This window comes from Pseudomonas sp. B19(2017) (genome assembly GCF_002113165.1).
Taxonomy (GTDB): domain Bacteria; phylum Pseudomonadota; class Gammaproteobacteria; order Pseudomonadales; family Pseudomonadaceae; genus Aquipseudomonas.
In genome coordinates, this window is record NZ_NEJR01000004.1 from 186,750 (window position 1) to 210,790 (window position 24,041).

General features: G+C 63.4%; 28 protein-coding genes. 17 read left to right on the forward strand and 11 right to left on the reverse strand.

Going from position 1 to position 24,041, the window contains the following annotated elements:
• Positions 1 to 5: 5 nt before the first annotated feature.
• Both CAF70_RS08495 and tldD read left to right on the forward strand, forming a co-directional pair.
• Complete coding sequence (locus CAF70_RS08495; RefSeq protein ID WP_085623968.1) at positions 6 to 857, forward strand: carbon-nitrogen hydrolase family protein; 852 nt, start codon at positions 6 to 8, stop codon at positions 855 to 857.
• 2 nt (positions 858 to 859) lie between these two features.
• Positions 860 to 2,299, forward strand: coding sequence for a metalloprotease TldD (tldD, locus tag CAF70_RS08500; RefSeq protein ID WP_085623970.1), 1,440 nt, complete (start codon positions 860 to 862; stop codon positions 2,297 to 2,299).
• Between the two features lie 118 nt (positions 2,300 to 2,417).
• On the opposite strand, the gene yjgA is transcribed toward tldD, so the two are convergent.
• On the reverse strand, positions 2,418 to 2,939 hold the full coding sequence (gene yjgA / locus CAF70_RS08505) for a ribosome biogenesis factor YjgA (protein ID WP_085623972.1): 522 nt from the start codon (positions 2,937 to 2,939) through the stop codon (positions 2,418 to 2,420).
• 108 nt (positions 2,940 to 3,047) lie between these two features.
• Here yjgA and pmbA point away from each other — a divergent pair, with 108 nt between their 5' ends.
• From pmbA to CAF70_RS08520, 3 genes are all read left to right on the forward strand, one after another.
• Positions 3,048 to 4,394: a metalloprotease PmbA gene (gene pmbA / locus CAF70_RS08510; RefSeq protein ID WP_085623974.1), complete on the forward strand. Its 1,347-nt coding sequence runs from the start codon at positions 3,048 to 3,050 to the stop codon at positions 4,392 to 4,394.
• A gap of 240 nt (positions 4,395 to 4,634) precedes the next feature.
• Positions 4,635 to 5,027, forward strand: a complete 393-nt coding sequence (locus CAF70_RS08515) for a FagA protein (RefSeq protein ID WP_178076366.1) — start codon at positions 4,635 to 4,637, stop codon at positions 5,025 to 5,027.
• On the forward strand, positions 5,020 to 6,396 hold the full coding sequence (locus CAF70_RS08520; RefSeq protein ID WP_085623979.1) for a lyase family protein: 1,377 nt from the start codon (positions 5,020 to 5,022) through the stop codon (positions 6,394 to 6,396). Before CAF70_RS08515 ends, CAF70_RS08520 begins: the two co-directional genes overlap by 8 nt.
• Positions 6,397 to 6,543: 147 nt before the next feature.
• Here the strand turns inward: CAF70_RS08520 and CAF70_RS08525 are convergent, their stop codons facing one another.
• From CAF70_RS08525 to CAF70_RS08570, 10 genes are all read right to left on the reverse strand, one after another.
• Entirely contained in the window at positions 6,544 to 6,816 is a 273-nt protein-coding gene (locus CAF70_RS08525; protein ID WP_085623981.1) for an HPr family phosphocarrier protein, read from the reverse strand.
• A 19-nt stretch (positions 6,817 to 6,835) separates the two neighbouring features.
• Positions 6,836 to 7,690: an RNase adapter RapZ gene (gene rapZ / locus CAF70_RS08530; protein ID WP_085623983.1), complete on the reverse strand. Its 855-nt coding sequence runs from the start codon at positions 7,688 to 7,690 to the stop codon at positions 6,836 to 6,838.
• Positions 7,691 to 7,692: 2 nt separating this feature from the next.
• Positions 7,693 to 8,157 carry a PTS IIA-like nitrogen regulatory protein PtsN gene (gene ptsN, locus CAF70_RS08535; RefSeq protein ID WP_015269060.1) on the reverse strand — a complete coding sequence of 155 codons (465 nt, stop codon included), beginning with the start codon at positions 8,155 to 8,157 and terminating at the stop codon, positions 7,693 to 7,695.
• Between the two features lie 12 nt (positions 8,158 to 8,169).
• Positions 8,170 to 8,478: a ribosome hibernation-promoting factor, HPF/YfiA family gene (hpf, locus tag CAF70_RS08540; RefSeq protein WP_003255135.1), complete on the reverse strand. Its 309-nt coding sequence runs from the start codon at positions 8,476 to 8,478 to the stop codon at positions 8,170 to 8,172.
• Positions 8,479 to 8,557: 79 nt separating this feature from the next.
• Positions 8,558 to 10,051, reverse strand: a complete 1,494-nt coding sequence (locus CAF70_RS08545) for an RNA polymerase factor sigma-54 (RefSeq protein ID WP_085623985.1) — start codon at positions 10,049 to 10,051, stop codon at positions 8,558 to 8,560.
• Between the two features lie 176 nt (positions 10,052 to 10,227).
• Positions 10,228 to 10,953 carry an LPS export ABC transporter ATP-binding protein gene (gene lptB, locus CAF70_RS08550; RefSeq protein WP_003255132.1) on the reverse strand — a complete coding sequence of 242 codons (726 nt, stop codon included), beginning with the start codon at positions 10,951 to 10,953 and terminating at the stop codon, positions 10,228 to 10,230.
• Positions 10,954 to 11,478, reverse strand: coding sequence for a lipopolysaccharide transport periplasmic protein LptA (lptA, locus tag CAF70_RS08555; RefSeq protein ID WP_063911362.1), 525 nt, complete (start codon positions 11,476 to 11,478; stop codon positions 10,954 to 10,956).
• The gene (lptC, locus tag CAF70_RS08560) at positions 11,465 to 12,037 is read right to left on the reverse strand and encodes an LPS export ABC transporter periplasmic protein LptC (protein WP_085623987.1); all 573 of its coding nucleotides are present in this window, start codon (positions 12,035 to 12,037) and stop codon (positions 11,465 to 11,467) included. The genes lptA and lptC overlap by 14 nt, the downstream gene beginning before the upstream one ends.
• A gap of 8 nt (positions 12,038 to 12,045) precedes the next feature.
• Positions 12,046 to 12,570: an HAD family hydrolase gene (locus CAF70_RS08565; RefSeq protein WP_085623989.1), complete on the reverse strand. Its 525-nt coding sequence runs from the start codon at positions 12,568 to 12,570 to the stop codon at positions 12,046 to 12,048.
• Positions 12,571 to 12,582: 12 nt separating this feature from the next.
• The gene (locus tag CAF70_RS08570) at positions 12,583 to 13,557 is read right to left on the reverse strand and encodes an SIS domain-containing protein (RefSeq protein WP_003257920.1); all 975 of its coding nucleotides are present in this window, start codon (positions 13,555 to 13,557) and stop codon (positions 12,583 to 12,585) included.
• Between the two features lie 248 nt (positions 13,558 to 13,805).
• Here CAF70_RS08570 and CAF70_RS08575 point away from each other — a divergent pair, with 248 nt between their 5' ends.
• From CAF70_RS08575 to CAF70_RS08635, 12 genes are all read left to right on the forward strand, one after another.
• Positions 13,806 to 14,615, forward strand: a complete 810-nt coding sequence (locus CAF70_RS08575) for an ATP-binding cassette domain-containing protein (protein WP_085623991.1) — start codon at positions 13,806 to 13,808, stop codon at positions 14,613 to 14,615.
• Complete coding sequence (gene mlaE / locus CAF70_RS08580; protein WP_085623994.1) at positions 14,615 to 15,412, forward strand: lipid asymmetry maintenance ABC transporter permease subunit MlaE; 798 nt, start codon at positions 14,615 to 14,617, stop codon at positions 15,410 to 15,412. The genes CAF70_RS08575 and mlaE overlap by 1 nt, the downstream gene beginning before the upstream one ends.
• A complete protein-coding gene (gene mlaD, locus CAF70_RS08585) occupies positions 15,412 to 15,897 on the forward strand; it encodes an outer membrane lipid asymmetry maintenance protein MlaD (RefSeq protein ID WP_085623996.1) in 486 nt (161 codons plus the stop codon). Before mlaE ends, mlaD begins: the two co-directional genes overlap by 1 nt.
• A 9-nt stretch (positions 15,898 to 15,906) precedes the next feature.
• Entirely contained in the window at positions 15,907 to 16,554 is a 648-nt protein-coding gene (locus CAF70_RS08590) for a phospholipid-binding protein MlaC (RefSeq protein WP_085623998.1), read from the forward strand.
• Complete coding sequence (locus tag CAF70_RS08595) at positions 16,551 to 16,853, forward strand: lipid asymmetry maintenance protein MlaB (protein WP_085624000.1); 303 nt, start codon at positions 16,551 to 16,553, stop codon at positions 16,851 to 16,853. The genes CAF70_RS08590 and CAF70_RS08595 overlap by 4 nt, the downstream gene beginning before the upstream one ends.
• 117 nt (positions 16,854 to 16,970) lie before the next feature.
• On the forward strand, positions 16,971 to 17,210 hold the full coding sequence (locus tag CAF70_RS08600; RefSeq protein WP_003255121.1) for a BolA family protein: 240 nt from the start codon (positions 16,971 to 16,973) through the stop codon (positions 17,208 to 17,210).
• A gap of 23 nt (positions 17,211 to 17,233) precedes the next feature.
• Positions 17,234 to 18,499: a UDP-N-acetylglucosamine 1-carboxyvinyltransferase gene (gene murA, locus CAF70_RS08605; RefSeq protein ID WP_085624002.1), complete on the forward strand. Its 1,266-nt coding sequence runs from the start codon at positions 17,234 to 17,236 to the stop codon at positions 18,497 to 18,499.
• Between the two features lie 179 nt (positions 18,500 to 18,678).
• Entirely contained in the window at positions 18,679 to 19,314 is a 636-nt protein-coding gene (gene hisG, locus CAF70_RS08615; protein WP_003257924.1) for an ATP phosphoribosyltransferase, read from the forward strand.
• Positions 19,315 to 19,448: 134 nt separating this feature from the next.
• On the forward strand, positions 19,449 to 20,774 hold the full coding sequence (gene hisD, locus CAF70_RS08620) for a histidinol dehydrogenase (protein WP_085624004.1): 1,326 nt from the start codon (positions 19,449 to 19,451) through the stop codon (positions 20,772 to 20,774).
• A 2-nt stretch (positions 20,775 to 20,776) separates the two neighbouring features.
• Positions 20,777 to 21,823 carry a histidinol-phosphate transaminase gene (gene hisC / locus CAF70_RS08625; protein WP_085624006.1) on the forward strand — a complete coding sequence of 349 codons (1,047 nt, stop codon included), beginning with the start codon at positions 20,777 to 20,779 and terminating at the stop codon, positions 21,821 to 21,823.
• Positions 21,824 to 22,030: 207 nt separating this feature from the next.
• Positions 22,031 to 22,681 carry a FadR/GntR family transcriptional regulator gene (locus tag CAF70_RS08630; RefSeq protein WP_085624008.1) on the forward strand — a complete coding sequence of 217 codons (651 nt, stop codon included), beginning with the start codon at positions 22,031 to 22,033 and terminating at the stop codon, positions 22,679 to 22,681.
• A gap of 13 nt (positions 22,682 to 22,694) precedes the next feature.
• Positions 22,695 to 23,975, forward strand: a complete 1,281-nt coding sequence (locus CAF70_RS08635) for an MFS transporter (protein ID WP_085624010.1) — start codon at positions 22,695 to 22,697, stop codon at positions 23,973 to 23,975.
• Positions 23,976 to 24,041 lie beyond the last annotated feature (66 nt).

The window sequence follows — 24,041 nt, forward strand, 5'->3', positions numbered from 1 at the left end:
TGCCCATGAAGGCAGCTGTAATCCAGATGGTCAGCCAGGACGATGTGCTGGCCAACCTGCAGCGCGCCGGCGCCCTGCTGGAGCAGGCCGCCTTTGGCGGTGCACGGCTGGCCGTGCTGCCGGAAAACTTCGCCGCCATGGGCCGCAAGGACGCCGCTGCCATCGGCCACGCCGAAGCGTTGGGCGAAGGGCCGATCCTGCCATGGTTGAAACGCACCGCCCGCGACCTCAGGTTATGGATTGTCGCCGGTACCTTGCCATTGCCGCCGGTCGGCCAGCCCGAAGCCAAGGCCCATGCCTGCTCGCTGCTGGTCGACGAACACGGTGAGATAGCGGCACGCTATGACAAGCTGCACCTGTTCGATGTGGACGTTGCCGACAACCGTGGCCGCTACCGCGAGTCTGACGACTACGCCCATGGCGCCCAGGTGGTGGTAGCCGATACGCCGGTAGGGCGGCTGGGGCTGAGCGTGTGCTACGACCTGCGCTTCCCCGAACTGTACAGCGCACTGCGTGCCGCCGGCGCGGAACTGATCACTGCGCCGGCCGCCTTCACTGCGGTAACGGGCGCGGCGCACTGGGAAGTGCTGGTGCGCGCCCGGGCCATCGAGACCCAGTGCTACCTGCTGGCTGCGGCACAGGGCGGCACTCACCCGGGGCCACGGGAAACCCATGGCCATGCGGCGATCGTCGACCCCTGGGGGCGCATCGTCGCGGAACAGGCGCAAGGTGAAGCGGTACTGCTCGCCGAGCGCGACATTGACGAACAAGCGTCCATCCGGGCGCGCATGCCGGTAATTTCGCACCGGCGCTTTTTCTCGCAGGGCGCGTTGCGGCCTGCGCACACCTCGGAGTGACTATGAGCCAGATGTTATCCACCGTCAGCGAGCAGCTCCTGGCCCCAGGCGGCTTGACCCTGGACAGCCTGCAGAGCGTGCTGGGTGAGTTGGCCGGCCCCGGCATCGACGCCGCCGACCTGTATTTCCAGGGCCAGATCTCGGAAACCTGGGCGCTGGAAGACGGCATCGTCAAAGAGGGCAGTTTCAATCTCGACCAGGGCGTGGGCGTGCGTGCCCAGTCGGGTGAAAAGACCGGCTTTGCCTACAGCAACGCGATCAACCTCGAAGCGTTGACCTCGGCCGCCCGTGCTGCCCGTTCGATCTCGCGTGCCGGGCAGAACGGCAAGGTGCAGGCCTTCCGCAGCCAGGACGTGGCGGCTCTTTATTCGGCGGACAACCCGCTGGATGTGCTCAGCCGTGCCGAGAAGGTCGAGCTGCTCAAGCGCGTCGACGCCGCCACCCGCGCCCTGGACCCGCGTATCCAGCAGGTCAGCGTGAGCATGGCCGGGGTCTGGGAGCGCATCCTGATCGCTGCGGCCGATGGCAGCCTGGCTGCCGACGTGCGCCCGCTGGTGCGCTTCAACGTCAGCGTCATCGTCGAGCAGAACGGCCGTCGCGAGCGCGGCGGGCAGGGCGGTGGCGGGCGTACCGACTACCGCTTCTTCACCGAGGAACGGGTCATGGGCTATGCCCGCGAAGCGTTGCGCCAGGCGCTGGTGAACCTGGAAGCGATTCCGGCGCCGGCCGGTACCCTGCCGGTAGTGTTGGGTTCGGGCTGGTCGGGCGTGCTGCTGCACGAGGCTGTCGGCCATGGCCTGGAAGGTGACTTCAACCGCAAGGGCAGTTCGGCGTTCAGCGGCCGCATTGGCGAGAAGGTGGCGTCGAGCCTGTGCACCATCGTCGATGACGGCACCCTCGAAGGCCGCCGGGGTTCGCTGAGCGTGGACGATGAAGGTACCCCGACCGAGTGCACCACGCTGATCGAGAACGGTGTGCTCAAGGGCTACATGCAGGACAAGCTGAACGCGCGCCTGATGGGCATGGCGGTGACCGGCAACGGCCGCCGTGAGTCCTACGCGCACCTGCCGATGCCACGCATGACAAACACCTACATGCGTGCCGGCGAAAGCGACCCGCAGGAAATCATCGCTTCGGTGAAGAAGGGCATCTACTGCGCCAACCTCGGCGGTGGCCAGGTGGACATCACCAGCGGCAAGTTCGTGTTCTCGACCAGTGAGGCCTACCTGATCGAAGACGGCAGGATTACCGCGCCGGTGAAGGGCGCGACCCTGATCGGCAATGGTCCGGAGGCGATGAGCCGGGTGTCGATGGTTGGTAACGACCTGGCGCTGGACAGCGGGGTGGGGACGTGCGGCAAGGACGGGCAGTCGGTGCCGGTAGGGGTCGGGCAGCCGACCTTGAAGCTGGATGCGATTACCGTGGGCGGTACCGGGGCGTGATGGCTTCGGGGACCGCTTTGCGGTCCATTCGCAGCACAAGGCTGCTCCTACAGGGATCGCGTGTTTCCGTAGGAGCAGCCTTGTGCTGCGAATGGGCCGCACAGCGGCCCCAGGGCGATCAGCGCAAGCCGCGCTGCAGCTCGTCGAGGTCGCGGATGTACTTGAACACCTTGCGCGCGGCAGCAGGCGGCTTGTTCCGCGCCTTCTCGTGCTGGGCATGGCGCACCAGCGAGCGCAGCTGCTGGCGATCGGTGTCGGGGTACTCATTGACGAAGCGCTCGAGGTCTTCGTCGTTACCGTCGATCAGCCGGTCGCGCCAGCGTTCCAGGCTGTGGAAGCGCTCGTTGTACTGGCGGGTCGAGCTGTCCATCTGTTCGAGCAAGGCCTGGATCGCATCCAGGTCCTGCACGCGCATCAGCTTGCCGACAAACGACATGTGGCGTTTGCGGGCTCCGTGAGCGGTGTGCTTGCTGGCTTCGGCCAGCGCCTTGCGCAGCTCGTCGGTCAACGGCAGGCGGGCCAGGGTATCGGCCTTGAGCGTGGTAAGGCGCTCGCCGAGTTCGACCAGCGCATGCAGCTCGCGCTTGATCTGGGTTTTGCTTTTTTCGCCGTCGAAGGCGTCGTCGTTTGAATCAACCATGGTGGCAGTCCGCTAGAAATCGCCGCCATGATAACCAGTCGGGGGCCGCTTGTCCGGCCCGGTCGTAGAATGACCCTCGCCGAACGCAGAATTTGAGTGGAGAGAACCATGAGTGCAGTCCAGAGCGTAGGTCCGAAGGACCTGCCAGCATTGCAGGAGCAGGTCGAGGCGATCATCGCCGAGGCGCGCCGCCAGGGGGCCAGTGCCTGCGAAGTGGCGGTGTCGCTGGAGCAGGGCCTGTCCACCACGGTACGCCAGCGTGAGGTCGAAACGGTCGAGTTCAATCGCGACCAAGGCTTTGGCATCACCCTCTATGTCGGCCAGCGCAAAGGCTCGGCCAGCACCTCGGCCAGTGGCCCGGACGCGATCCGTGAAACCGTCGCCGCTGCCCTGGCGATTGCCAAACATACCTCCGAGGATGAATGTTCCGGCCTGGCCGACGCGGCGCTGATGGCCCGCGAGATCCCCGACCTGGACTTGTACCACGACTGGAACCTCGAGCCCGAGAAGGCCATCGAGATGGCTCTGACCTGCGAGGCGGCGGCGTTCGACGCTGACCCGCGCATTCTCAACGCCGACGGTACCACCCTCAATACCCACCAGGGCTGCCGCGTGTATGGCAACAGCCATGGTTTCATCGGTGGCTACGCCTCGACCCGGCACAGCCTGAGCTGCGTGATGATCGCCGAAGGCGACGGGCAGATGCAGCGTGACTACTGGTACGACGTTAACCGCCAGGGCAACCTGCTGGCCGATCCGCGTAGCATCGGCGTACGCGCTGCCCAGCGTGCTGCCAGCCGCCTGGGGGCGCGGCCGGTGCCGACCTGCGAGGTACCGGTGCTGTTCTCGGCCGAGCTGGCCGGGGGGCTGTTCGGCAGCTTCCTGTCGGCCATCTCCGGCGGCAACCTGTACCGTAAGTCCTCGTTCCTGGAGGGCACCATTGGCCAGCGCCTGTTCCCCACCTGGCTTACCCTCGACGAGCGCCCGCACATACCGCGGGCACTGGGCAGTGCCGCATTCGATGGCGATGGCCTGGCTACCTATGCCAAGCCGTTCGTCGACAAGGGCGAACTGGTGTCGTACCTGCTGGGGACCTATTCCGGGCGCAAGCTGGGCTTGCCAAGCACGGCCAATGCCGGCGGCGTGCACAACCTGTTCGTCAGCCATGGTGTCGAAGACCAGGCGGCGCTGATCCGGCGCATGGGCCGCGGGCTGCTGGTGACCGAGTTGATGGGGCATGGCCTGAACATGGTAACCGGGGATTATTCCCGTGGCGCGGCAGGGTTCTGGGTCGAAAATGGCGAGATCCAGCATGCGGTGCAGGAAGTGACCATTGCCGGCAATATGAAGGACATGTTCCAGCAGATTGTCGCGATTGGCAGCGATCTTGAGACCCGCAGCAACATTCACACCGGGTCGGTGCTGATCGAGCGGATGACTGTGGCAGGTAGCTGATCCACAGCCTGCGCCGGCCTCTTCGCGGGCTTGCCCGCTCCCACAGGTACTGCATCAGCCTGAAACCTGTGGGAGCGGGCAAGCCCGCGAAGAGGCCGGCGCAGGCTACAGAGAATTTTTTAAAAAAACCGAAGACCCGGCCCCCACGCCGGGTTTTTGTTTCATCACTTCGCACTTGAAGTGATTCTATCTATCAATTAATAATGAATATCATTATCCAGTAACCCGGCGATGATGTTCATGAAATCCGTCCTCCGCGAACTGCCCTACCTGGAAAACTGGCGCTGGCTCAGCCGGCGAATCCGCTGCGCACTCGAACCCGACGAGCCGCGCCTGATCGAGCATTACCTGGCCGAAGGCCGCTACCTGGTGTGCTGCACCGAAACCTCGCCATGGACGGTGGCGCTGACCTCCTTCCGCCTGCTGCTGGATACCGCCAGCGACCGCATGCTGCCCTGGCATTGGCGCTGTCTGTGCCTGGACCAGGCCTGGCGCCCGCTGCTGGAACTGCGCAACCTCGACCGCGCGGTGCAAGACCAGCGCTGGCAGTTCTACGCCCTGCAGTTGGCCAATTGCCGCCTGCTGCCGTCGATTTCTCCCGATGAACTGATGCAAGGATCTGATGATGAGTGATACCCGAATCGAGCGTGACAGCATGGGCGAACTGCAGGTGCCGGCCCAGGCCCTGTACGGTGCCCAGACCCAGCGCGCGGTCGACAACTTCCCGATAAGCGGCCAGCGCATGCCGGCCCAGTTCATTCGCGCACTGCTGCTGGCCAAGGCTGCCGCAGCCAAGGCCAACGTCGAACTGGACCAGCTGTCGACCGCGCAAGGCCAGGCAATCGTAATTGCAGTCGAGCAATTGCTGGCGGGTGACTTCATCCAGCATTTCCCGGTGGATGTGTTCCAGACTGGCTCCGGTACCAGTTCGAACATGAACGCCAACGAGGTGATCGCCACATTGGCCAGCCGCGTGCTGGGTGAGGCTGTAAACGCCAACGACCACGTCAACTGCGGCCAAAGCAGCAACGACATCATCCCGACCACCATCCACGTAAGCGCCGCCCTGGCCCTGCACGAGCAACTACTGCCAGCCCTGGTGCATCTGATACAGGTGATCGAGGCCAAGTCGGCACAGGTGCATCAGTACGTGAAGACCGGCCGTACCCACCTGATGGACGCCATGCCAGTGCGCATGAGCCAGGTGCTGGATGGCTGGGCGGCGCAGATCAATGGCGCCAAGGCGCACATCGAGGCGACCCTGCCGAGCCTGCAGGCGCTGGCCCAGGGCGGCACTGCCGTGGGCACCGGCATCAACGCCCACCCCCGGTTCGCAGCCAGCTTCGCCCACCAGCTCAGCGGCCTGACGCAGGTCAGGTTCACCCCCGGGCAAAACCTGTTCGCCCTGATCGGCTCGCAGGACACCGCCGTGGCCCTGTCAGGCCAGCTCAAGACTGCCGCCGTGGCGCTGATGAAGATCGCCAATGACCTGCGCTGGATGAACTCCGGCCCGCTGGCCGGACTGGGCGAAATCGAACTGCAAGGCCTGCAGCCGGGCTCTTCGATCATGCCCGGCAAGGTCAACCCGGTGATTCCGGAGGCCACCGCCATGGTCGCCGCCCAGGTGATCGGCAATGACGCCACCATCGCCATCGCTGGCCAGTCCGGCAACTTCGAGCTGAATGTGATGTTGCCGGTGATCGCCCGCAACCTGCTGGAGAGCATCGAGCTGATGGCCAATGTCAGCCGCCTGCTGGCCGACAAGGCCATCGCCAGCTTCAAGGTCAACGAAGGCAAACTCAAGGAAGCCCTGGCCCGCAACCCGATCCTGGTCACCGCGCTGAACCCGATCATCGGCTACCTAAAGGCGGCCGAGATCGCCAAGAGTGCCTACAAGCAGGGCCGTCCGGTCATCGATGTGGCGCTGGAGCACACCGACCTTTCGCGTGATCAGCTGGAAGCGCTGCTTGACCCGGAAAAACTCACCGCTGGCGGTATCTGATACTGCCTCTGGCGACACAAGGCCTCTCTCAGGCATTAGCGGGGACCCTGTGGGAGCGGGCTTGCCCGCGAACACCGGCGCAGCCGGTGCCATGCACCGCGCTGGATTCTTCGCGGCTAAAGCCGCTCCCACAGGGGCCTGCGAAATTTATTCGCCTTCGTCGAAATAATTGTTGATCAGCTCGACCAGCGCTGCCATGGCGTCCTCGTCCTGCTCGCCTTCGGTATGCAGGTGCACCTGCGTACCTTTGCCGGCCGCCAGCATCATCACCGCCATGATGCTCTTGCCATCCACCAGCTTGTCGGGCGCACGGCCAACCCTGACCTGGCAGGGGAAGCGGCCGGCAACGCCGACGAACTTGGCCGCCGCCCGGGCATGCAGACCCAGCTTGTTGATGATGGTAATTTCACGGGCGGGCATCGTGGGGCGGATCCTTGGGCTAGAGGTCGCGATGGCGGACCTGGACGTTTTTCAGGGATTGCTGCAGCAACTGGCCAAGGCGCTCGGTGATATATACCGAGCGGTGGTGGCCGCCGGTGCAGCCAATGGCAATAGTGACGTAGGCACGGTTGCTGGCGGCGAAGCGGGGCAGCCACTTGAGCAGGTAGCTGGAAATGTCGTTGAACATTTCTTCGACGTCCGGCTGTGCGGCCAGGTAGTCGATCACCGGTTGGTCGAGGCCGGAGTGCTCACGCAGCTCGGGCTTCCAGTAGGGGTTGGGCAGGCAGCGCACATCGAACACCAGGTCGGCATCGACCGGCATTCCGCGCTTGAACCCGAATGACTCGACCAGGAACGCAGTGCCAGGCTCGGGTTGGTTGAGCAGGCGCAGCTTGATCGAATCCCGCAGCTGATACAGGTTCAGGCTGGTGGTGTCGATCTTCAGGTCGGCCAGGTCGGCAATCGGCCCCAGCAGTTCGCTTTCCACACGAATGGCTTCCGCCAGCGACCGGTTGGCGTTGGTCAGCGGGTGGCGCCGGCGGGTTTCCGAGAAGCGCTTGAGCAGCATGTCTTCGTCGGCATCCAGGTACAGTACGTCGCACTGGATATGCCGGGCGCGGGCTTCTTCGAGCAACTCGGGAAAACGTGAGAGGTGGCTGGGCAGGTTGCGCGCGTCGATCGACACGGCGACCTTGGGTTGCAGTAATTCGGTGTTGATCAGCGCATTTTCTGCGAGCTGCGGCAGCAGCCCGGCGGGCAGGTTGTCAATGCAGTAGAAACCGTTGTCTTCCAGGACATCGAGGGCGGTGCTCTTGCCGGAGCCGGACCGGCCGCTGACGATGATCAGGCGCATGTTCAGTGCTCGTTCTGTACGTCCAGGACAACCTGGAACAGGGCCTCGCTGCTGGTGGCCGCACGCAGGCGATCACGAACCTCCTTGCGATCGAGCATGCTGGCAATCTGGCGCAGCAATTCCAGATGGGCATCGGTGGCGGCTTCTGGCACCAGCAGGACGAACAGCAGGTCCACCGGTGCGCCATCGATAGCGTCGTAGTCGATAGGGGCTTCCAGGTGCAGCAGGGCGCTGACCGGAGCGGAACATCCTTCAAGCCGGCAGTGCGGAATGGCGATGCCATTGCCGAAACCGGTCGAACCGAGTTTTTCCCGGGCGACCAGTTTTTCGAAGACATCCTGCATCTCCAGTTCTGGCACTTGTTCGGCGATGACGGTGGCGACCTTTTCCAGGGCGCGCTTCTTGCTGCCACCCGGCACGTTCACGAGGGAACGGCCGGGGGTCAGGATGGTTTCAAGTCGGATCATGGATGGGGGGGATCAGCGGGCAGCTGCACCTTGCAGCAGGCTTTGCTGTTTTTCCTTGTGTTTTTTCAGTTGGCGGTCGAGCTTGTCGGCCAAGGCATCGATCGCTGCATACATGTCTTCGTGTTCGGCGTTGGCAACCACTTCGCCGCCGGGAATCTGCAAGGTCGCCTCGACCTTCTGCTGCAGCTTCTCGACTTTCATGATGACCTGCACGTTGGTGATCTTGTCGAAGTGACTTTCCACGCGAGCGAGCTTTTCAAGCACATAATCGCGCAGTGGCTGGGTGACTTCTACATGCTGTCCACTGATATTGACTTGCATACAGCTTCTCCTTTGTTGCCCGTGCATAAAGAGGCAGGTCTTGCACCTGCCCCACAAACGCTGTGGCACATCTCAGGGGCTACATCAGTCGCTTGCGTTCGCTCGACGGTGCGATGCCGAGGGACTCGCGGTACTTGGCGACGGTGCGACGGGCTACCTGGATGCCTTGTGCCTCCAGTAAACCAGCGATCTTGCTGTCACTCAATGGCTTTTTCTGATTTTCCGCCGCAACCAGTTTCTTGATGATCGCGCGGATCGCCGTGGACGAGCATTCTCCGCCTTCGGAGGTGCTGACGTGGCTGGAGAAAAAGTATTTCAGTTCGTAGATGCCACGCGGCGTGTGCATGTATTTCTGCGTGGTAACTCGCGAAATGGTCGACTCGTGCATACCTACCGCTTCGGCGATGTCATGCAGCACCAACGGCTTCATCGCTTCGTCACCGTGGTCGAGGAAGCCGCGCTGGTGCTCGACGATCTGCGTGGCCACCTTCATCAGGGTTTCGTTGCGGCTTTGCAGGCTCTTGATGAACCAGCGCGCTTCCTGCAGCTGGTTGCGCATGAAGGTGTTGTCGGCGCTGGTGTCGGCGCGGCGCACGAACCCGGCGTACTGCGGGTTGACGCGCAGGCGCGGGATGGCCTCCTGGTTCAGTTCCACCAGCCAGCGGTCGCTGTCCTTGCGCACGATGACGTCGGGCACCACGTACTCGGGCTCGCTGGACTCGATCTGCGAACCAGGGCGCGGGTTGAGGCTTTGTACCAGCTCGATGACCTGGCGCAGCTCGTCTTCCTTGATTTTCATGCGCCGCATCAGCTGGCTGTAGTCACGGCTGCCGAGCAAGTCGATGAAATCGGTGACCAGGCGCTTGGCTTCGGTCATCCACGGGGTGCTGGCGGGCAGTTGGCGCAGTTGCAGCAACAGGCATTCGCCCAGGTTGCGGGCAGCAATGCCGGCAGGCTCGAACTGCTGAATGCGGTGCAGCACCGCTTCGACCTCGTCCAGCTCGATATCCAGCTCCGGGTCGAAACCGGCGCAGATTTCTTCGAGGGTGTCTTCCAGGTAACCCTGGCCGTTGATGCTGTCGATCAGGGTGACGGCGATCAGGCGGTCGGTGTCGGACATCGGGGCCAGGTTCAATTGCCACAGCAAGTGGCTTTGCAGGCTTTCCCCGGCCGATGTACGGGTGGTGAAGTCCCACTCGTCGTCGTCGTTGCTCGGCAGGCTGCTGGCACTGGTCTGGTAGATGTCTTCCCAGGCGGTGTCGACCGGCAGCTCGTTGGGGATGCGCTCGCTCCATTCACCGTCTTCCAGGGTGTCGGCGCTGGTGGTGCTTTCCTGGAAGCTGTTGTCCTGGACTTCGGCGGCCGGCTTGTTCTCGGCGTTGTCGGCCATCGGGTCGCTGTTGTCGAAGTCGTCGCCGTCTTCCTGACGTTCGAGCATCGGGTTCGACTCCAGCGCTTCCTGGATTTCCTGTTGGAGGTCCAGGGTGGAGAGCTGGAGCAGGCGGATGGCCTGTTGCAACTGCGGTGTCATCGTCAGTTGCTGGCCCATTTTTAGGACGAGCGATGGTTTCATGGCTGGGGCTTAATACCTTGTTCGCCGGCGCGCATGCGCCATCCACTACACGAGGGCGCCGGGGCGCCAGATCAAGCAAGTTTTATGCCTTAAATTGTAGCGTTTGCCTAGAGTACTGTAACAACTTTAACCCCGGTTTCAGGGCGATTTGCCAGTACTCCAGGCGCGTGCCGGGCTCAGAGCCGGAACTCGTGGCCCAGGTAAACTTCTTTGACCAGGTCGTTGGCCAGGATGGTTTCGGCGTCGCCTTCGGCGATCAGCCGGCCATCATTGACGATATAGGCGGTTTCGCAGATATCCAGGGTTTCACGCACGTTGTGGTCGGTGATCAGTACACCGATACCTTTGGCCTTGAGGTGGTGGATGATCTGCTTGATGTCGCCGACCGAGATCGGGTCGACACCGGCAAACGGTTCGTCCAGCAGGATGAACTTGGGTGCGGTCGCCAGCGCACGGGCAATTTCCACGCGGCGGCGCTCACCACCGGACAGGCTCATGCCGAGGTTGTCGCGAATGTGGCTGATGTGGAACTCCTGCAGCAGGCTTTCCAGCTCTTTGCGCCGGCCGTCGCGGTCGAGGTCCTTGCGGGTCTCGAGGATGGCCATGATGTTGTCGGCCACCGACAGCTTGCGGAAGATCGAGGCTTCCTGCGGCAAGTAGCCGATACCGGCGCGGGCGCGCCCGTGCATGGGCTGGTGGCTGACATCGAGGTTGTCGATCAGCACGCGCCCCTGCTCGGCCTGGACCAGGCCGACGATCATGTAGAAACAGGTGGTCTTGCCGGCGCCGTTGGGGCCGAGCAGGCCGACGATCTGGCCGCTGTCGATCGACAGGCTGACGTCACGCACGACTTGCCGCCCCTTGTAGCTCTTGGCCAGGTGCTGGGCTTTGAGGGTTGCCATTTACTCGGCCTTCTTCTTGGGCTGGATCACCATGTCGATACGCTGACGCGGCGAGGTCACGTTGCCACCACGACCGGCGGTCGCCACCTGGGTCTGGGTGTTGTAGACGATCTTTTCGCCTTCGGTGGTGTTGCCTTCGTTCTCGACCTTGGCGCGATCGGTGAGGATCACCAGGTCCTTCTGCGACTGGTACTGGATGGTCACGCCCCAGCCTTTCATCTTGTCCGGCTTGGCCGCGCTCTGCTGCTGCTCGAAGTAGGCCAGGTTGCCCACCGAGGTCACCACGTCGATGTCGCCGGAGGCGGAGCGGGTGATGGTCACGGTGTTGCCTTTGATCATCATCGAACCCTGGGTGATGATCACGTCGCCGGTGTAGGTGGCCACGCCCTGCTTGTCGTCCAGGTGGGCGTTGTCGGCCTGGATGCGGATCGGCTGGTCACGGTCGTTCGGCAGGGCGAGGGCGCTCGCGCTTCCCAGTGCTGCGCTCAGGCTGAGCAAAAGGGGGAGGGTTTTAACGAGCCTCATACTGTCCTCTTACGTTAGAGAGCAAGTCCATCTTGCCTTCTTTCAAATACGCTTTCATTCCTTTGCCCGTAGTTGTGCCACCGGCGCCGTCGATTCTAACGGCTTGCTCGGTCTGCGCATATTGCTTCTGCGGGAACACGGTCATGCGTGAGCTGGTAATGATCATTTCGCGCTGCTTTTCGTCGGTGCGGGCAACCCGGACGTTGTCGATCAGTTCGACTTCGCTGCCGTCCGGGTTGACCTCGGCGCGGGTGCTCTGCACGTGCCACGGGTATTCGGTGCCGCGGTACAGGTGCAGGTCCGGCGTGGTCAGCAGGGTGATTTCGCTGGCCTTGAGGTGTTCGACCTTGTCGGCGGTCATTTCGTACTGCAGCTTGCCGTCGGGCAGGAACTGCAGGCTGTGGGCGTTGACCGCGTAGTAGTCGATGGCGCTTGCGTCGACCTGGGTCACCGGCTTGTCGAGGAAGCTTTCCGGGCTGACATTCCAGTAGCCGATCGCCACCAGCAGGGCAGCGATCACCGCGAGCAGCGCAATGTTGCGGGCTTTCTTGCTGAACATGGGCAGCCTTACAGGTAGTTGGCGTTGGCAGCGTCCAGGGTGCCCTGGGCCTGCATGATCAGTTCACAGAATTCACGGGCCGCGCCTTCGCCGCCCCGTGCCTGGGTCACGCCGTGGGCGTGCTGGCGAACGAACGGCGCGGCGTTGGCCACCGCCATGCCCAAGGCGACCCGGCGAATCACCGGCAGGTCGGGCAGGTCGTCGCCCAGGTAGGCCACTTGAGCATAGCTCAGGCCCAGTTCGGCGAGCAGGCCGTCGAGCACCACCAGTTTGTCCTCGCGGCCCTGGTAAAGGTGCGGAATGCCGAGGTTCTTTGCCCGGCGCTCGACCACCGGGGTCTTGCGCCCGCTGATGATTGCGGTGGTCACGCCCGAGGCCATGAGCATCTTGATGCCCTGGCCGTCGAGGGTGTTGAAGGTCTTGAATTCGCTGCCGTCCTCGAGGAAGTACAGGCGCCCGTCGGTGAGCACGCCGTCCACGTCGAACACTGCCAGCTTGATGTGCTTGCCGCGTTGCATGAGGTCCTGGTTCATTCCATCGCTCCTTTACATTACGCCGGCGCGCAGCAGGTCGTGCATGTTCAGGGCGCCGGTGGGGCGGTCCTCGCGGTCCACCACCACCAGGGCGCCGATCTTGTGGTCTTCCATGATCTTCAGGGCCTCGGCCGCGAGCATTTCGGCGCGGGCCGTCTTGCCATGCACGGTCATGACCTGGTCGATCAGGGTGGTGTGGACGTCGATGTTGCGGTCCAGGCTGCGACGCAGGTCGCCGTCGGTGAAGATCCCGGCCAGCTTGCCGTCGGCTTCGACGATCACCGTCATGCCCAGGCCTTTGCGGGACATTTCAAGGAGTGCGTCCTTGAGCAGGGTGCCGCGGGGTACCTGAGGCAGTTCGTCGCCGGCATGCATCACGTTCTCCACCTTGAGCAGCAGGCGGCGGCCCAGCGCACCGCCCGGGTGCGAGAAGGCAAAGTCCTCGGCGGTGAAACCGCGGGCTTCGAGCAGGGCAATGGCCAGCGCGTCGCCCAGCACCAGCGATGCGGTGGTGGAGGAGGTGGGGGCCAGGTTCAGCGGGCAGGCCTCTTGCTCGACGCGGGCGTCGAGGTTGACCTCGGCAGCCTGGGCCAGCGGCGAGTCCGGATTGCCGGTCAGGCTGATCAGCTTGATGCCCAGGCGCTTGATCAGCGGCAGCAGGGTGACGATTTCGGCGGTGCTGCCGGAGTTCGACAGGGCAAGGATGACATCATCACGGGTGATCATGCCCATGTCGCCATGGCTGGCTTCGGCCGGGTGCACGAAAAACGCCGGTGTGCCGGTGCTGGCCAGGGTGGCGGCGATCTTGTTGCCGATGTGCCCGGACTTGCCCATGCCGACCACGACGACCCGGCCCTTGCTGGCCAGGATCAGCTCGCAGGCCTTGACGAAATTGTCGTCGATGCGCGCCAGCAGGGCCTCTACGGCCTCGAGTTCCAGGCGCAGGGTGCGTTGGGCGGATTGGATCAGCTCGCTGGATTGGCTCATGTCGAAAAAGCAATGCCTGATGAAAAGGCGGCGATTATAGCTGCAATGAAAGAAACCCTCACGCTTTCGATTGCCGTGGCGAATGTCTCGCCAGCCTGTCGCAGGGCTGAACGACTCGTTAGCCGACCTTGGGGCGGCGCTGTCAGCGGTGCTATAGTTCGCCGCTATTCGGCCTGCCAGGGGCGCTTGTGCCTTCCAGAAGAAGGCCGACGTCCATTAGGACGAGGCTGCACCAGCAAGGAGTCTAGATGAGTGTGGATAGCGCCTACGCGGTCGAGTTGAAGGGGGTTACCTTCAAACGCGGTTCGCGCAGCATTTTCAGCAACGTCGACATTCGCATCCCGCGCGGCAAGGTCACCGGTATCATGGGGCCATCGGGTTGCGGCAAGACCACGTTGCTTCGCCTGATGGGCGCGCAGCTGCGCCCTGCCAGCGGTGAGGTCTGGGTTGCCGGGCAGAACCTGCCGACGTTGTCGCGCAGTGACCTGTTCGACGCCCGCAAGCAAATGGGGGTGCTGTTCCAGAGCGGCGCGCTGTTCACCGATCTCGATGTTTTCGAGAACGTTGCGTTCCCGCTGCGTGTGCACACCCAGCTGTCGGACGAAATGATCCGCGATATCGTGCTGATGAAACTGCAGGCCGTTGGCCTGCGCGGTGCCATCGACCTGATGCCCGACGAACTGTCCGGTGGCATGAAACGCCGTGTGGCGCTGGCCCGGGCGATTGCCCTGGACCCGCAGATCCTCATGTACGACGAACCGTTCGTCGGCCAGGACCCGATCGCCATGGGCGTATTGGTGCGCCTGATCCGCCTGCTCAACGATGCCCTGGGTATCACCAGCATCGTGGTTTCCCATGATCTGGCGGAAACCGCCAGCATTGCCGACTACATCTATGTGGTCGGTGACGGCCAGGTGCTGGGCCAGGGGACGCCTGACGAACTGATGGGCTCGGACAACCCGCGCATTCGCCAGTTCATGAAGGGCGATCCGGACGGCCCGGTACCTTTCCACTTCCCTGCGCCTGACTACCGCGCCGACCTGCTGGGAGCGCGTTGATGCGCAGAAGATCCTTACTCGAACGTGTCCGCCTGCTGGGCCGCTCGGCAATCGACGTGCTGGCGGTGCTGGGGCGATCCTGCCTGTTCCTGTTCCATGCGTTGATCGGCCGCGGCGGCATCGGTGGCGGCTTCCAGCTGCTGACCAGGCAGCTGTACTCGGTGGGCGTGCTGTCGCTGGCGATCATCGTCGTCTCCGGCGTGTTCATCGGCATGGTGCTGGCGCTGCAGGGCTTCAGCATCCTGACCAAGTACGGCTCGGAACAGGCGGTGGGGCAGATGGTCGCCCTGACCCTGTTGCGAGAGCTCGGCCCGGTGGTGACCGCGTTGCTGTTCGCCGGCCGTGCCGGTTCGGCGCTGACCGCCGAAATTGGCAACATGAAGTCCACCGAGCAGTTGTCGAGCCTGGAAATGATCGGTGTCGACCCGCTCAAGTACATTGTCGCACCGCGGCTGTGGGCCGGTTTCATCTCGCTGCCGTTGCTGGCGCTGATTTTCAGCGTGGTCGGCATCTGGGGCGGCTCGTGGGTGGCGGTGGACTGGCTGGGCGTCTACGAAGGCTCATTCTGGGCCAACATGCAGAACAGTGTTTCGTTCACCGACGACGTGCTCAACGGGCTCATCAAGAGCCTGGTATTCGCCTTCGTCACGACCTGGATCGCCGTATTCCAGGGGTACGACTGTGAGCCCACCTCAGAGGGGATCAGCCGTGCCACCACCAAGACCGTGGTCTATGCCTCATTGGCAGTGCTGGGTCTGGACTTTATTCTGACCGCCTTGATGTTTGGAGATTTCTGATGCAAAACCGCACCCTGGAAATCGGTGTCGGCCTGTTCCTCCTGGCCGGGATCCTGGCGCTGCTGCTGCTGGCCCTGCGTGTCAGCGGGCTGTCGGCCAGCCCGAGCAGCGATTCCTATAAAGTTTATGCCTACTTCGACAATATCGCCGGTTTGACGGTCAGAGCTAAAGTGACCATGGCCGGTGTCACTATCGGCAAGGTTACCGCCATCGATCTGGACCGTGATTCCTACACCGGTCGGGTGACGCTGCTACTGGACAAGTCGGTGGACAACCTGCCGACCGACTCCACTGCCTCGATCCTGACCGCCGGGCTGCTTGGCGAGAAGTACATCGGCATCAGCGTGGGCGGTGAGGACCAGGTGCTCAAGGACGGCGGGACCATCCACGACACCCAGTCGGCGCTGGTGCTGGAAGATCTGATTGGCAAGTTCCTGCTCAACTCCGTTGGCAAGGAACCTAAAGAAGCGCAACCGGCTAATTAAGGAGTTTCCATGATTTCCATCCTGCGACGTGGCCTGCTGGTCCTGTTGGCGGCCTTCCCCCTGATGGCACTGGCCGCGCAGTCGCCGCACGACGTGGTGCAGAGCACTACCACCGAGCTGCTGGGTGAGCTCAAGGCCAACAAGGAACAATACAAGTCCAACCCGCAAGCGTTCTACGACACCCTCGACCGGATCCTCGCGCCGGTGGTCGACGCTGACGGTATTTCCAAGAGCATCATGACCGTCAAGTACTCGCGCAAGGCCACGCCCGAGCAGATGCAGCGGTTCCAGGAAAACTTCAAGCGCAGCCTGTTCCAGTTCTACGGCAACGCGCTGCTGGAGTACAACAACCAGGGTATCGTCGTAGACCCGGCCAAGGCCGATGACGGCAAGCGCGCCTCCGTGGGCATGAAGGTCACCGGCAACAATGGCGCCGTGTACCCGGTGCAGTACACCCTGGAAAATCTGGGTGGTGAATGGAAAGTACGTAACGTGATCGTCAACGGCATCAACATCGGCAAGCTGTTCCGCGACCAGTTCGCCGACGCCATGCAGCGCAATGGCAACGACCTGGACAAGACCATTGACGGCTGGGCCGGCGAAGTGGCCAAGGCCAAGCAGGCCGCCGACAACTCGCCAGAGAAGACCGTCAAATGAGTGAGGCCGGGGTAAGCATGGCCGAGCCGGGCGTGCTGTGCCTGGCAGGCGAGCTGGACTACCGCAGCGGGCCGGTCCTGCGCAAACAGGGCAAGGCGCTGATCGCGGCCTGTCGCGAGGCGCAGTTGGTACTCGATTGCTCGGCAGTGCAGCGCTCCACCAGTGTCGGCCTGTCGTTGCTGCTGGCCTTCATGCGCGATGCCCAGGCCGCCGGCAAGGCGTGCCTGGTGCGCAGCATGCCCGACGACATGCGGGAAATTGCCGAGGTTTATGACCTCAATGAAGTGCTGGCAACATGATGGCTACGCACTTGTGATGGCCCCTCGGTCAGCGAAGCCCTCGTTGGGCTTCGCAGGCGAGGGGCTTTTTTGTATGATGGCCGACCCGTGCGCATCGGGCGCCGATTGAGGTTGAGCATGCAGGCCGTAGAAGTTAAAAGCTTCCTTGAAGAGAAATTGCCGGGTTCCCGGGTCGAAGTTGAAGGCGAAGGCTGCAACTTCCAGTTGAACGTGATCAGCGACGAGTTGGCTGGCCTGAGCCCGGTCAAACGCCAGCAGGCGATCTATGCTCACCTGAATCCGTGGATCGCCAATGGCAGCATCCATGCGGTAACCATGAAATTTTTCAGCAGCGCAGCCTGGGCTGAGCGCACCTGAGCCAACGTGGCGGCGAGATTCCAATGGACAAACTGATTATTACTGGCGGCGCTCGCCTTGATGGCGAAATCCGCATTTCGGGCGCGAAGAACGCAGCCCTGCCGATTCTGGCGGCGACCCTGCTGGCCGACGGCCCGGTCACCGTGGGCAACCTGCCACACCTGCACGACATTACCACCATGATCGAGCTGTTCGGGCGCATGGGCATCGAGCCTGTGATCGACGAAAAGCTGGCGGTGGAGATCGATCCACGCACCATCAAGACCCTGGTCGCGCCTTACGAGCTGGTCAAGACCATGCGCGCCTCGATCCTGGTGCTGGGCCCGATGGTTGCCCGTTTCGGTGAGGCCGAAGTGGCCCTGCCTGGCGGTTGCGCCATTGGTTCGCGCCCGGTCGACCTGCACATCCGTGGCCTCGAGGCCATGGGCGCGAAGATCGAAGTCGAAGCCGGCTACATCAAGGCCAAGGCGCCTGAGGGTGGCCTGCGCGGTGCGCACTTCTTCTTCGACACCGTCAGCGTGACCGGTACCGAGAACATCATGATGGCCGCTGCCCTGGCCAAGGGCCGCAGCGTGCTGCAGAACGCCGCGCGCGAGCCGGAAGTGGTCGATCTGGCCAACTTCATCAATGCCATGGGCGGCAAGGTCCAGGGCGCTGGTACCGACACCATCACCATCGATGGCGTCGAGCGCCTGCATTCGGCCCATTACCGCGTGATGCCGGACCGTATCGAGACGGGGACCTACCTGGTGGCCGCTGCCGTGACCGGTGGCCGCGTCAAGGTCAAGGACACCGACCCGACCATCCTTGAAGCCGTCCTGGAAAAACTCAAGGAAGCCGGCGCCGACATCACCACCGGTGAAGACTGGATCGAGCTGGACATGCACGGCAAGCGGCCGAAAGCCGTCAACCTGCGTACCGCTCCCTACCCGGCGTTCCCGACTGACATGCAGGCGCAGTTCATCTCGCTCAACGCCATTGCCGAAGGTACTGGCGCGGTGATCGAGACGATCTTCGAAAACCGTTTCATGCACGTCTACGAAATGCACCGCATGGGCGCGCAGATCCAGGTCGAAGGCAACACTGCCATCGTCACTGGCGTCAAGGCGCTGAAGGGTGCCCCGGTAATGGCCACCGACCTGCGAGCTTCCGCCAGCCTGGTGCTGTCGGCGCTGGTAGCCGAAGGCGATACCCTGATCGATCGCATCTACCACATCGACCGTGGTTACGAGTGCATCGAAGAAAAACTGCAGATGCTGGGCGCGAAGATCCGTCGCGTACCGGGCTAGTTATCTGCCTGGCACATCCTGTGGGAGCGGGCATGCCCGCGAAGAAGCCTCCGCGGTTCATGGCACCGGCTCTGCCGGTGTTCGCGGGCTGGCCCGCTCCCACAGGATGGGCCTAACGAATTGAATGCGGTCGGGCTCTGCGCCCGGCCGGCAGTAGCCGCTTAAGGACCGACGTTCCAATGTTGACCATCGCGCTTTCCAAAGGCCGTATTCTCGACGATACCCTGCCGTTGCTGGCCGAGGCCGGTATCGTGCCGACCGAGAACCCGGACAAGAGCCGCAAACTGATCATCCCCACCACGCAGGACGATGTGCGCCTGCTGATCGTGCGTGCCACCGATGTGCCGACCTATGTCGAGCATGGTGCCGCCGACCTGGGTGTGGCCGGCAAGGATGTGCTGATGGAGTATGGCGGCCAGGGCCTGTACGAGCCCCTGGACCTGCAGATTGCCCGTTGCAAGCTGATGACCGCTGGCGTGGTTGGTGCACCCGAGCCCAAGGGCCGTCTGCGCGTGGCGACCAAGTTCGTCAACGTAGCCAAACGCTACTACGCCGAACAGGGCCGCCAGGTCGACATCATCAAGCTGTACGGCTCGATGGAACTGGCACCGCTGATCAACCTCGCCGACAAGATCATCGACGTGGTCGACACCGGCAATACCCTGCGTGCCAACGGCCTGGAACCCCAGGAACTGATCGCCACGATCAGCTCGCGCCTGGTGGTCAACAAGGCCTCCATGAAAATGCAGCACGCCCGTATCCAGAGCCTGATCGACACGCTGCGCGGAGCGGTCGAATCGCGACACCGCGGCTGACTTACTACCTTCTGTGCGCGACCTTCGCTGTCGCGCCCGTCTATCCGCGTCATAGCCATTTTTCTCGGGTGCCCGCGCGGATGGACTGGTAGCCTAGGGCGCCTGAGCATTCGCCAATAATCGAGGCCCTCGCCATGACCGTGTCCACTGCAATTGCCCGTCTCAACGCTGCTGACCCGGATTTCGCCCGACATCTGGATCATCTGCTGAGCTGGGAAAGTGTGTCCGATGACGCGGTCAACCAGCGGGTGCTCGACATCATCAAGGCCGTGCGCGAGCGCGGCGATGCGGCACTGGTGGAATTCACCCAGCGTTTCGATGGCGTCGATGCCAAGTCGATTGGTGACCTGATCCTCGGTCGCGAGCGCCTGGAGCTGGCCCTGACCCGCATTACCCCGGCCCAGCGCGAAGCCCTGGAAAAGGCCGCCAACCGTGTGCGCATGTACCACGAGCGGCAGAAGCAGGATTCCTGGCAGTACACCGAAGCCGACGGCACCGTGCTTGGCCAGAAGGTCACCCCGCTGGACCGCGCCGGCCTGTATGTGCCGGGCGGCAAGGCGTCGTACCCGTCGTCGGTACTGATGAACGCCATCCCGGCCAAGGTCGCCGGCGTTGCCGAGGTGGTGATGGTGGTGCCGACCCCGCGTGGCGAGGTCAACGAGCTGGTGCTGGCGGCTGCCTGCATCGCCGGTGTCGACCGTGTGTTCACCGTTGGTGGCGCCCAGGCTGTGGCCGCGCTGGCCTACGGTACCGAAAGCGTGCCGCAGGTGGACAAGATTGTCGGCCCGGGCAACATCTACGTCGCCACCGCCAAGCGCCATGTGTTCGGCCAGGTGGGTATCGACATGATTGCCGGGCCGTCGGAAATCCTCGTGGTGTGCGACGGCCAGACCGACCCGGACTGGATCGCCATGGACCTGTTCTCCCAGGCAGAGCACGACGAAGATGCCCAGGCCATCCTGGTCAGCCCCGATGCCGCCTTCCTCGACCGGGTTGCCGCCAGCATCGACAAGCTGCTGCCGACCATGGAGCGCGCCGAGATCATCGAGAAGTCGATCAATGGCCGTGGTGCGCTGATCCAGGTGCGTGACATGCAGCAGGCCATGGAAGTGGCCAACCGCATCGCGCCGGAGCACCTGGAACTGTCGGTGGCCGACCCGCAGGCCTGGTTGCCGCACATCCGCCACGCTGGCGCGATCTTCATGGGCCGCCACACCAGCGAGGCGCTGGGCGACTACTGCGCAGGGCCCAACCACGTGTTGCCGACTTCCGGCACTGCGCGATTCTCGTCGCCACTGGGGGTGTATGACTTCCAGAAGCGTTCGTCGATCATTTTCTGCTCCGAGCAGGGAGCGTCCGAGCTGGGCCACACCGCCTCGGTCCTGGCCCGTGGCGAATCGCTGACCGCCCACGCCCGCAGCGCTGAATACCGCATCCTGACCCAAGAGAAGGGGAACTGAGCATGAGTCGATTCTGGAGCCCCTTCGTCAAGGACCTGGTGCCTTACGTGCCGGGCGAGCAGCCCAAGCTGGCCCGCCTGGTCAAGCTGAACACCAACGAAAACCCCTACGGCCCGTCGCCCAAGGCGCTGGAGGCCATGCGCGGCGAGCTGAACGACAACCTGCGCCTGTACCCGGACCCGAACAGTGACCGGCTGAAGCAGGCGGTGGCCGAGTACTACGGCGTGACCCCGGCGCAAGTGTTCGTCGGCAACGGTTCGGACGAGGTACTGGCGCACATCTTCCATGGCCTGTTCCAGCACGACGCACCGCTGCTGTTCCCGGACATCAGCTACAGCTTCTACCCGGTGTACTGTGGGCTCTACGGGATCGCCTTCGAACAGGTGGCGCTGGACGAGCAGTTCCAGATCCGCATCGAGGACTACCACAAGCCCAATGCCGGCATCATCTTCCCCAACCCCAACGCGCCGACCGGCTGCCTGATGCCATTGCAGGCGGTGGAGCAGCTGCTGCAGGCCAACCGTGATTCGGTGGTGGTGGTCGATGAGGCCTACATCGATTTCGGTGGTGAAACGGCGATCAGCCTGGTGGACCGCTACGACAACCTGCTGGTCACCCAGACCCTGTCGAAGTCGCGCTCGCTAGCCGGGCTGCGGGTTGGCCTGGCGGTGGGCCACCCGGACCTGATCGAGGCGCTGGAGCGGATCAAGAACAGCTTCAACTCCTACCCGCTGGATCGTGCCGCGATCATCGGCGCGGCGGTGGCGTTCGAGGACCGCGAGTACTTCGAGGAAACCTGCCGCAAGGTGATCGACAGCCGCGAGGTGTTGGTCGAGCAGCTGCAGGCCAAGGGCTTCGAAGTGCTGCCGTCGGCGGCCAACTTCATCTTCGCCCGCCATCCGCAACAAGATGCCGGTGAGCTGGCTGCACGCCTGCGTGAGCAGGGCGTGATCGTGCGCCACTTCAAGCAGCCACGCATTGCCCAGTTCCTGCGCATCACCATCGGTACGCCAGAGATGAACCAGGCGCTGCTCGATGCGTTGAACTGACGGTATTGCAAGCTGCCGTGACGTAGCCCTTGTGGGAGCGGGCGTGCCCGCGAACACCGGCAATGCCGGTGCCATCCATCGCGTTGGATGCTTCGCGGGCATGCCCGCTCCCACAAGGATTGCACCATCGCCAGAAACCATAAGTGTTTGCTGTATTGCCGGTATACATTATGCTGACCAGATTCATCGGATGATTGGTTGAGTTGCATGAGTACCGAATTGACCAAGCGCTCCCTGGTCGAACTGGCCGTCGAGCGCATGCGCGAACGCATCGAGTTGGGCGACTGGCAAGTCGGTCAGCGCCTGCCGACCGAACCGGAACTGGCCCTGCAGTTGGGCATCAGCCGCAACACCGTACGCGAGGCCATGCGCGTGCTGGCGTTCAGTGGCCTGGTAGAGATACGCCAGGGCGACGGCAGCTACCTGCGCACTGCCCAGGACCCGCTGCAGGCGGTGCAGGCGATGTCCCGTTGCACGCCCGAGCAGGCCCGTGAAACCCGCCACATCCTCGAAGCGGAGGCTATCGGCCTTGCAGCGCTGCGCCGTACCGACGCCGACCTGCAAGCGCTGCGTGATGCCCTGGCCAACAGTGCCGGGCATTTTCACGGTGATATCGATGCTTATGTGGCCTGTGACCTGGTGTTTCACCAGCGCTTGGTCGATGCCGCCCATAACCCGGCCTTGAGTGAACTGTACCGGTACTTTTCCGGGGTAGTGGCTGCCGCGCTGCAGCGCAACATGGCGACCGTACCGCGCTGCCAGGCCACGTTCGACCTGCATGGGCAGATCCTCGCCGCCATCGAGCAACGAGATGCGGAGCGGGCCAAGCGCCTGAGCCGTACCCTTATCGAATCCTGACTCCGAGAAGGCCATGCCTGAATCCATCACCCGTAACACTCCATCGAACGAGCGGGACCTCGATGAATTGCTGATCGACGCCGAGGCTGACGACGAGCAGGTCCAGCAGCAGCCCGTGATCGTGCGGCGGCCCTGGCTATTGCTGCTGGGCCTGGTGCTGGTGGCCCTGAACCTGCGCCCGGCGCTGTCGAGCATGGCGCCGGTGCTGGGCCAGGTAGCCGACGGGTTGGGGCTGAATGCCTCGCAGGCCGGTTTGCTGACCACCCTGCCGGTGCTGTGCCTGGGCCTGTTCGCCCCCTTGGCGCCGGTGCTGGCGCGGCGCTTTGGCAGCGAGCGGGTGATCCTCGGTATTCTTCTCACCCTGGCGTTGGGCATTGTGCTACGCAGTACCTTTGGCGCTATCGGGGTGTTCCTCGGCAGCCTGATGGCGGGGGCCAGTATCGGTATTGTTGGTGTATTGCTGCCGGGGATAGTCAAGCGCGACTTCCCGCAGCACGCTGGCACTCTCACCGGCGTGTACACCATGGCGTTGTGCCTGGGCGCGGCCATGGCGGCGGGTGCCACGGTACCCCTGGCCCGGCATTTCGACGACAGCTGGGCGCTGGGGCTGGGTTTCTGGGTGTTGCCGGCTCTGCTGGCCATGTTGGTATGGCTGCCGCAAGCCCGCCAGGGCCATGGTCTGCACAAGGTGGCCTACCGCGTGCGTGGGCTTTGGCGTGATCCGCTGGCCTGGCAAGTGACCCTGTACATGGGCTTGCAGTCTTCGCTGGCCTACATTGTCTTCGGCTGGTTGCCATCGATCCTGATCGGTCGCGGCCTGAGCCCGACCGAAGCGGGGCTGGTGCTGTCGGGTTCGGTAATCGTGCAGCTGGCCAGTTCGCTCAGTGCGCCCTGGCTGGCCACTCGCGGCAAGGACCAGCGGCTGGCGATCGTGCTGGTCATGCTGATTACCCTGGCTGGTCTGTTCGGTTGCCTTTATGCGCCGCTTTCCGGGCTGTGGGGCTGGGCGGTGGTGCTGGGCCTGGGGCAGGGCGGTACCTTTGCCCTGGCGCTGACCTTGATCGTGCTGCGCTCGAAGGATGCCCATGTGGCGGCGAACCTGTCGAGCATGGCGCAGGGGGTGGGGTACACGCTGGCGTCGATGGGGCCATTTGCAGTGGGGCTGGTGCATGACCTGACCGGGGGCTGGGCGGCAGTGGGGTGGATTTTTGCCGTGTTGGGTGTAGGTGCCATCGTGTTCGGCCTGGGGGCCGGGCGGGCTTTGCATGTGCAGGTGAGCAGCGAGAGGGTCTGAAGGACTGTTGGCAGTAGCGGCCTCTTCGCGGGCATGCCCGCTCCCACAGGGATCGCGCACACCTTG

Coding starts and splice junctions, on each gene's coding strand:
- CAF70_RS08595 (WP_085624000.1), top strand. CDS start 16,551: ATGAGTGAGGCCGGGGTAAGCATGGCCGAGCCGGGCGTGCTGTGCCTG.
- CAF70_RS08565 (WP_085623989.1), bottom strand. CDS start 12,570: ATGAACCAGGACCTCATGCAACGCGGCAAGCACATCAAGCTGGCAGTG.
- tldD (WP_085623970.1), top strand. CDS start 860: ATGAGCCAGATGTTATCCACCGTCAGCGAGCAGCTCCTGGCCCCAGGC.
- hpf (WP_003255135.1), bottom strand. CDS start 8,478: ATGCAAGTCAATATCAGTGGACAGCATGTAGAAGTCACCCAGCCACTG.
- CAF70_RS08570 (WP_003257920.1), bottom strand. CDS start 13,557: ATGAGCCAATCCAGCGAGCTGATCCAATCCGCCCAACGCACCCTGCGC.
- CAF70_RS08495 (WP_085623968.1), top strand. CDS start 6: ATGAAGGCAGCTGTAATCCAGATGGTCAGCCAGGACGATGTGCTGGCC.
- ptsN (WP_015269060.1), bottom strand. CDS start 8,157: ATGATCCGACTTGAAACCATCCTGACCCCCGGCCGTTCCCTCGTGAAC.
- CAF70_RS08520 (WP_085623979.1), top strand. CDS start 5,020: ATGAGTGATACCCGAATCGAGCGTGACAGCATGGGCGAACTGCAGGTG.
- CAF70_RS08635 (WP_085624010.1), top strand. CDS start 22,695: ATGCCTGAATCCATCACCCGTAACACTCCATCGAACGAGCGGGACCTC.
- CAF70_RS08600 (WP_003255121.1), top strand. CDS start 16,971: ATGCAGGCCGTAGAAGTTAAAAGCTTCCTTGAAGAGAAATTGCCGGGT.
- mlaD (WP_085623996.1), top strand. CDS start 15,412: ATGCAAAACCGCACCCTGGAAATCGGTGTCGGCCTGTTCCTCCTGGCC.
- CAF70_RS08590 (WP_085623998.1), top strand. CDS start 15,907: ATGATTTCCATCCTGCGACGTGGCCTGCTGGTCCTGTTGGCGGCCTTC.
- pmbA (WP_085623974.1), top strand. CDS start 3,048: ATGAGTGCAGTCCAGAGCGTAGGTCCGAAGGACCTGCCAGCATTGCAG.
- hisC (WP_085624006.1), top strand. CDS start 20,777: ATGAGTCGATTCTGGAGCCCCTTCGTCAAGGACCTGGTGCCTTACGTG.
- murA (WP_085624002.1), top strand. CDS start 17,234: ATGGACAAACTGATTATTACTGGCGGCGCTCGCCTTGATGGCGAAATC.
- lptC (WP_085623987.1), bottom strand. CDS start 12,037: ATGTTCAGCAAGAAAGCCCGCAACATTGCGCTGCTCGCGGTGATCGCT.
- CAF70_RS08575 (WP_085623991.1), top strand. CDS start 13,806: ATGAGTGTGGATAGCGCCTACGCGGTCGAGTTGAAGGGGGTTACCTTC.
- rapZ (WP_085623983.1), bottom strand. CDS start 7,690: ATGCGCCTGATCATCGTCAGCGGCCGGTCCGGCTCCGGCAAGAGCACC.
- mlaE (WP_085623994.1), top strand. CDS start 14,615: ATGCGCAGAAGATCCTTACTCGAACGTGTCCGCCTGCTGGGCCGCTCG.
- CAF70_RS08545 (WP_085623985.1), bottom strand. CDS start 10,051: ATGAAACCATCGCTCGTCCTAAAAATGGGCCAGCAACTGACGATGACA.
- hisD (WP_085624004.1), top strand. CDS start 19,449: ATGACCGTGTCCACTGCAATTGCCCGTCTCAACGCTGCTGACCCGGAT.
- lptA (WP_063911362.1), bottom strand. CDS start 11,478: ATGAGGCTCGTTAAAACCCTCCCCCTTTTGCTCAGCCTGAGCGCAGCA.
- CAF70_RS08630 (WP_085624008.1), top strand. CDS start 22,031: ATGAGTACCGAATTGACCAAGCGCTCCCTGGTCGAACTGGCCGTCGAG.
- lptB (WP_003255132.1), bottom strand. CDS start 10,953: ATGGCAACCCTCAAAGCCCAGCACCTGGCCAAGAGCTACAAGGGGCGG.
- yjgA (WP_085623972.1), bottom strand. CDS start 2,939: ATGGTTGATTCAAACGACGACGCCTTCGACGGCGAAAAAAGCAAAACC.
- CAF70_RS08515 (WP_178076366.1), top strand. CDS start 4,635: ATGAAATCCGTCCTCCGCGAACTGCCCTACCTGGAAAACTGGCGCTGG.
- CAF70_RS08525 (WP_085623981.1), bottom strand. CDS start 6,816: ATGCCCGCCCGTGAAATTACCATCATCAACAAGCTGGGTCTGCATGCC.
- hisG (WP_003257924.1), top strand. CDS start 18,679: ATGTTGACCATCGCGCTTTCCAAAGGCCGTATTCTCGACGATACCCTG.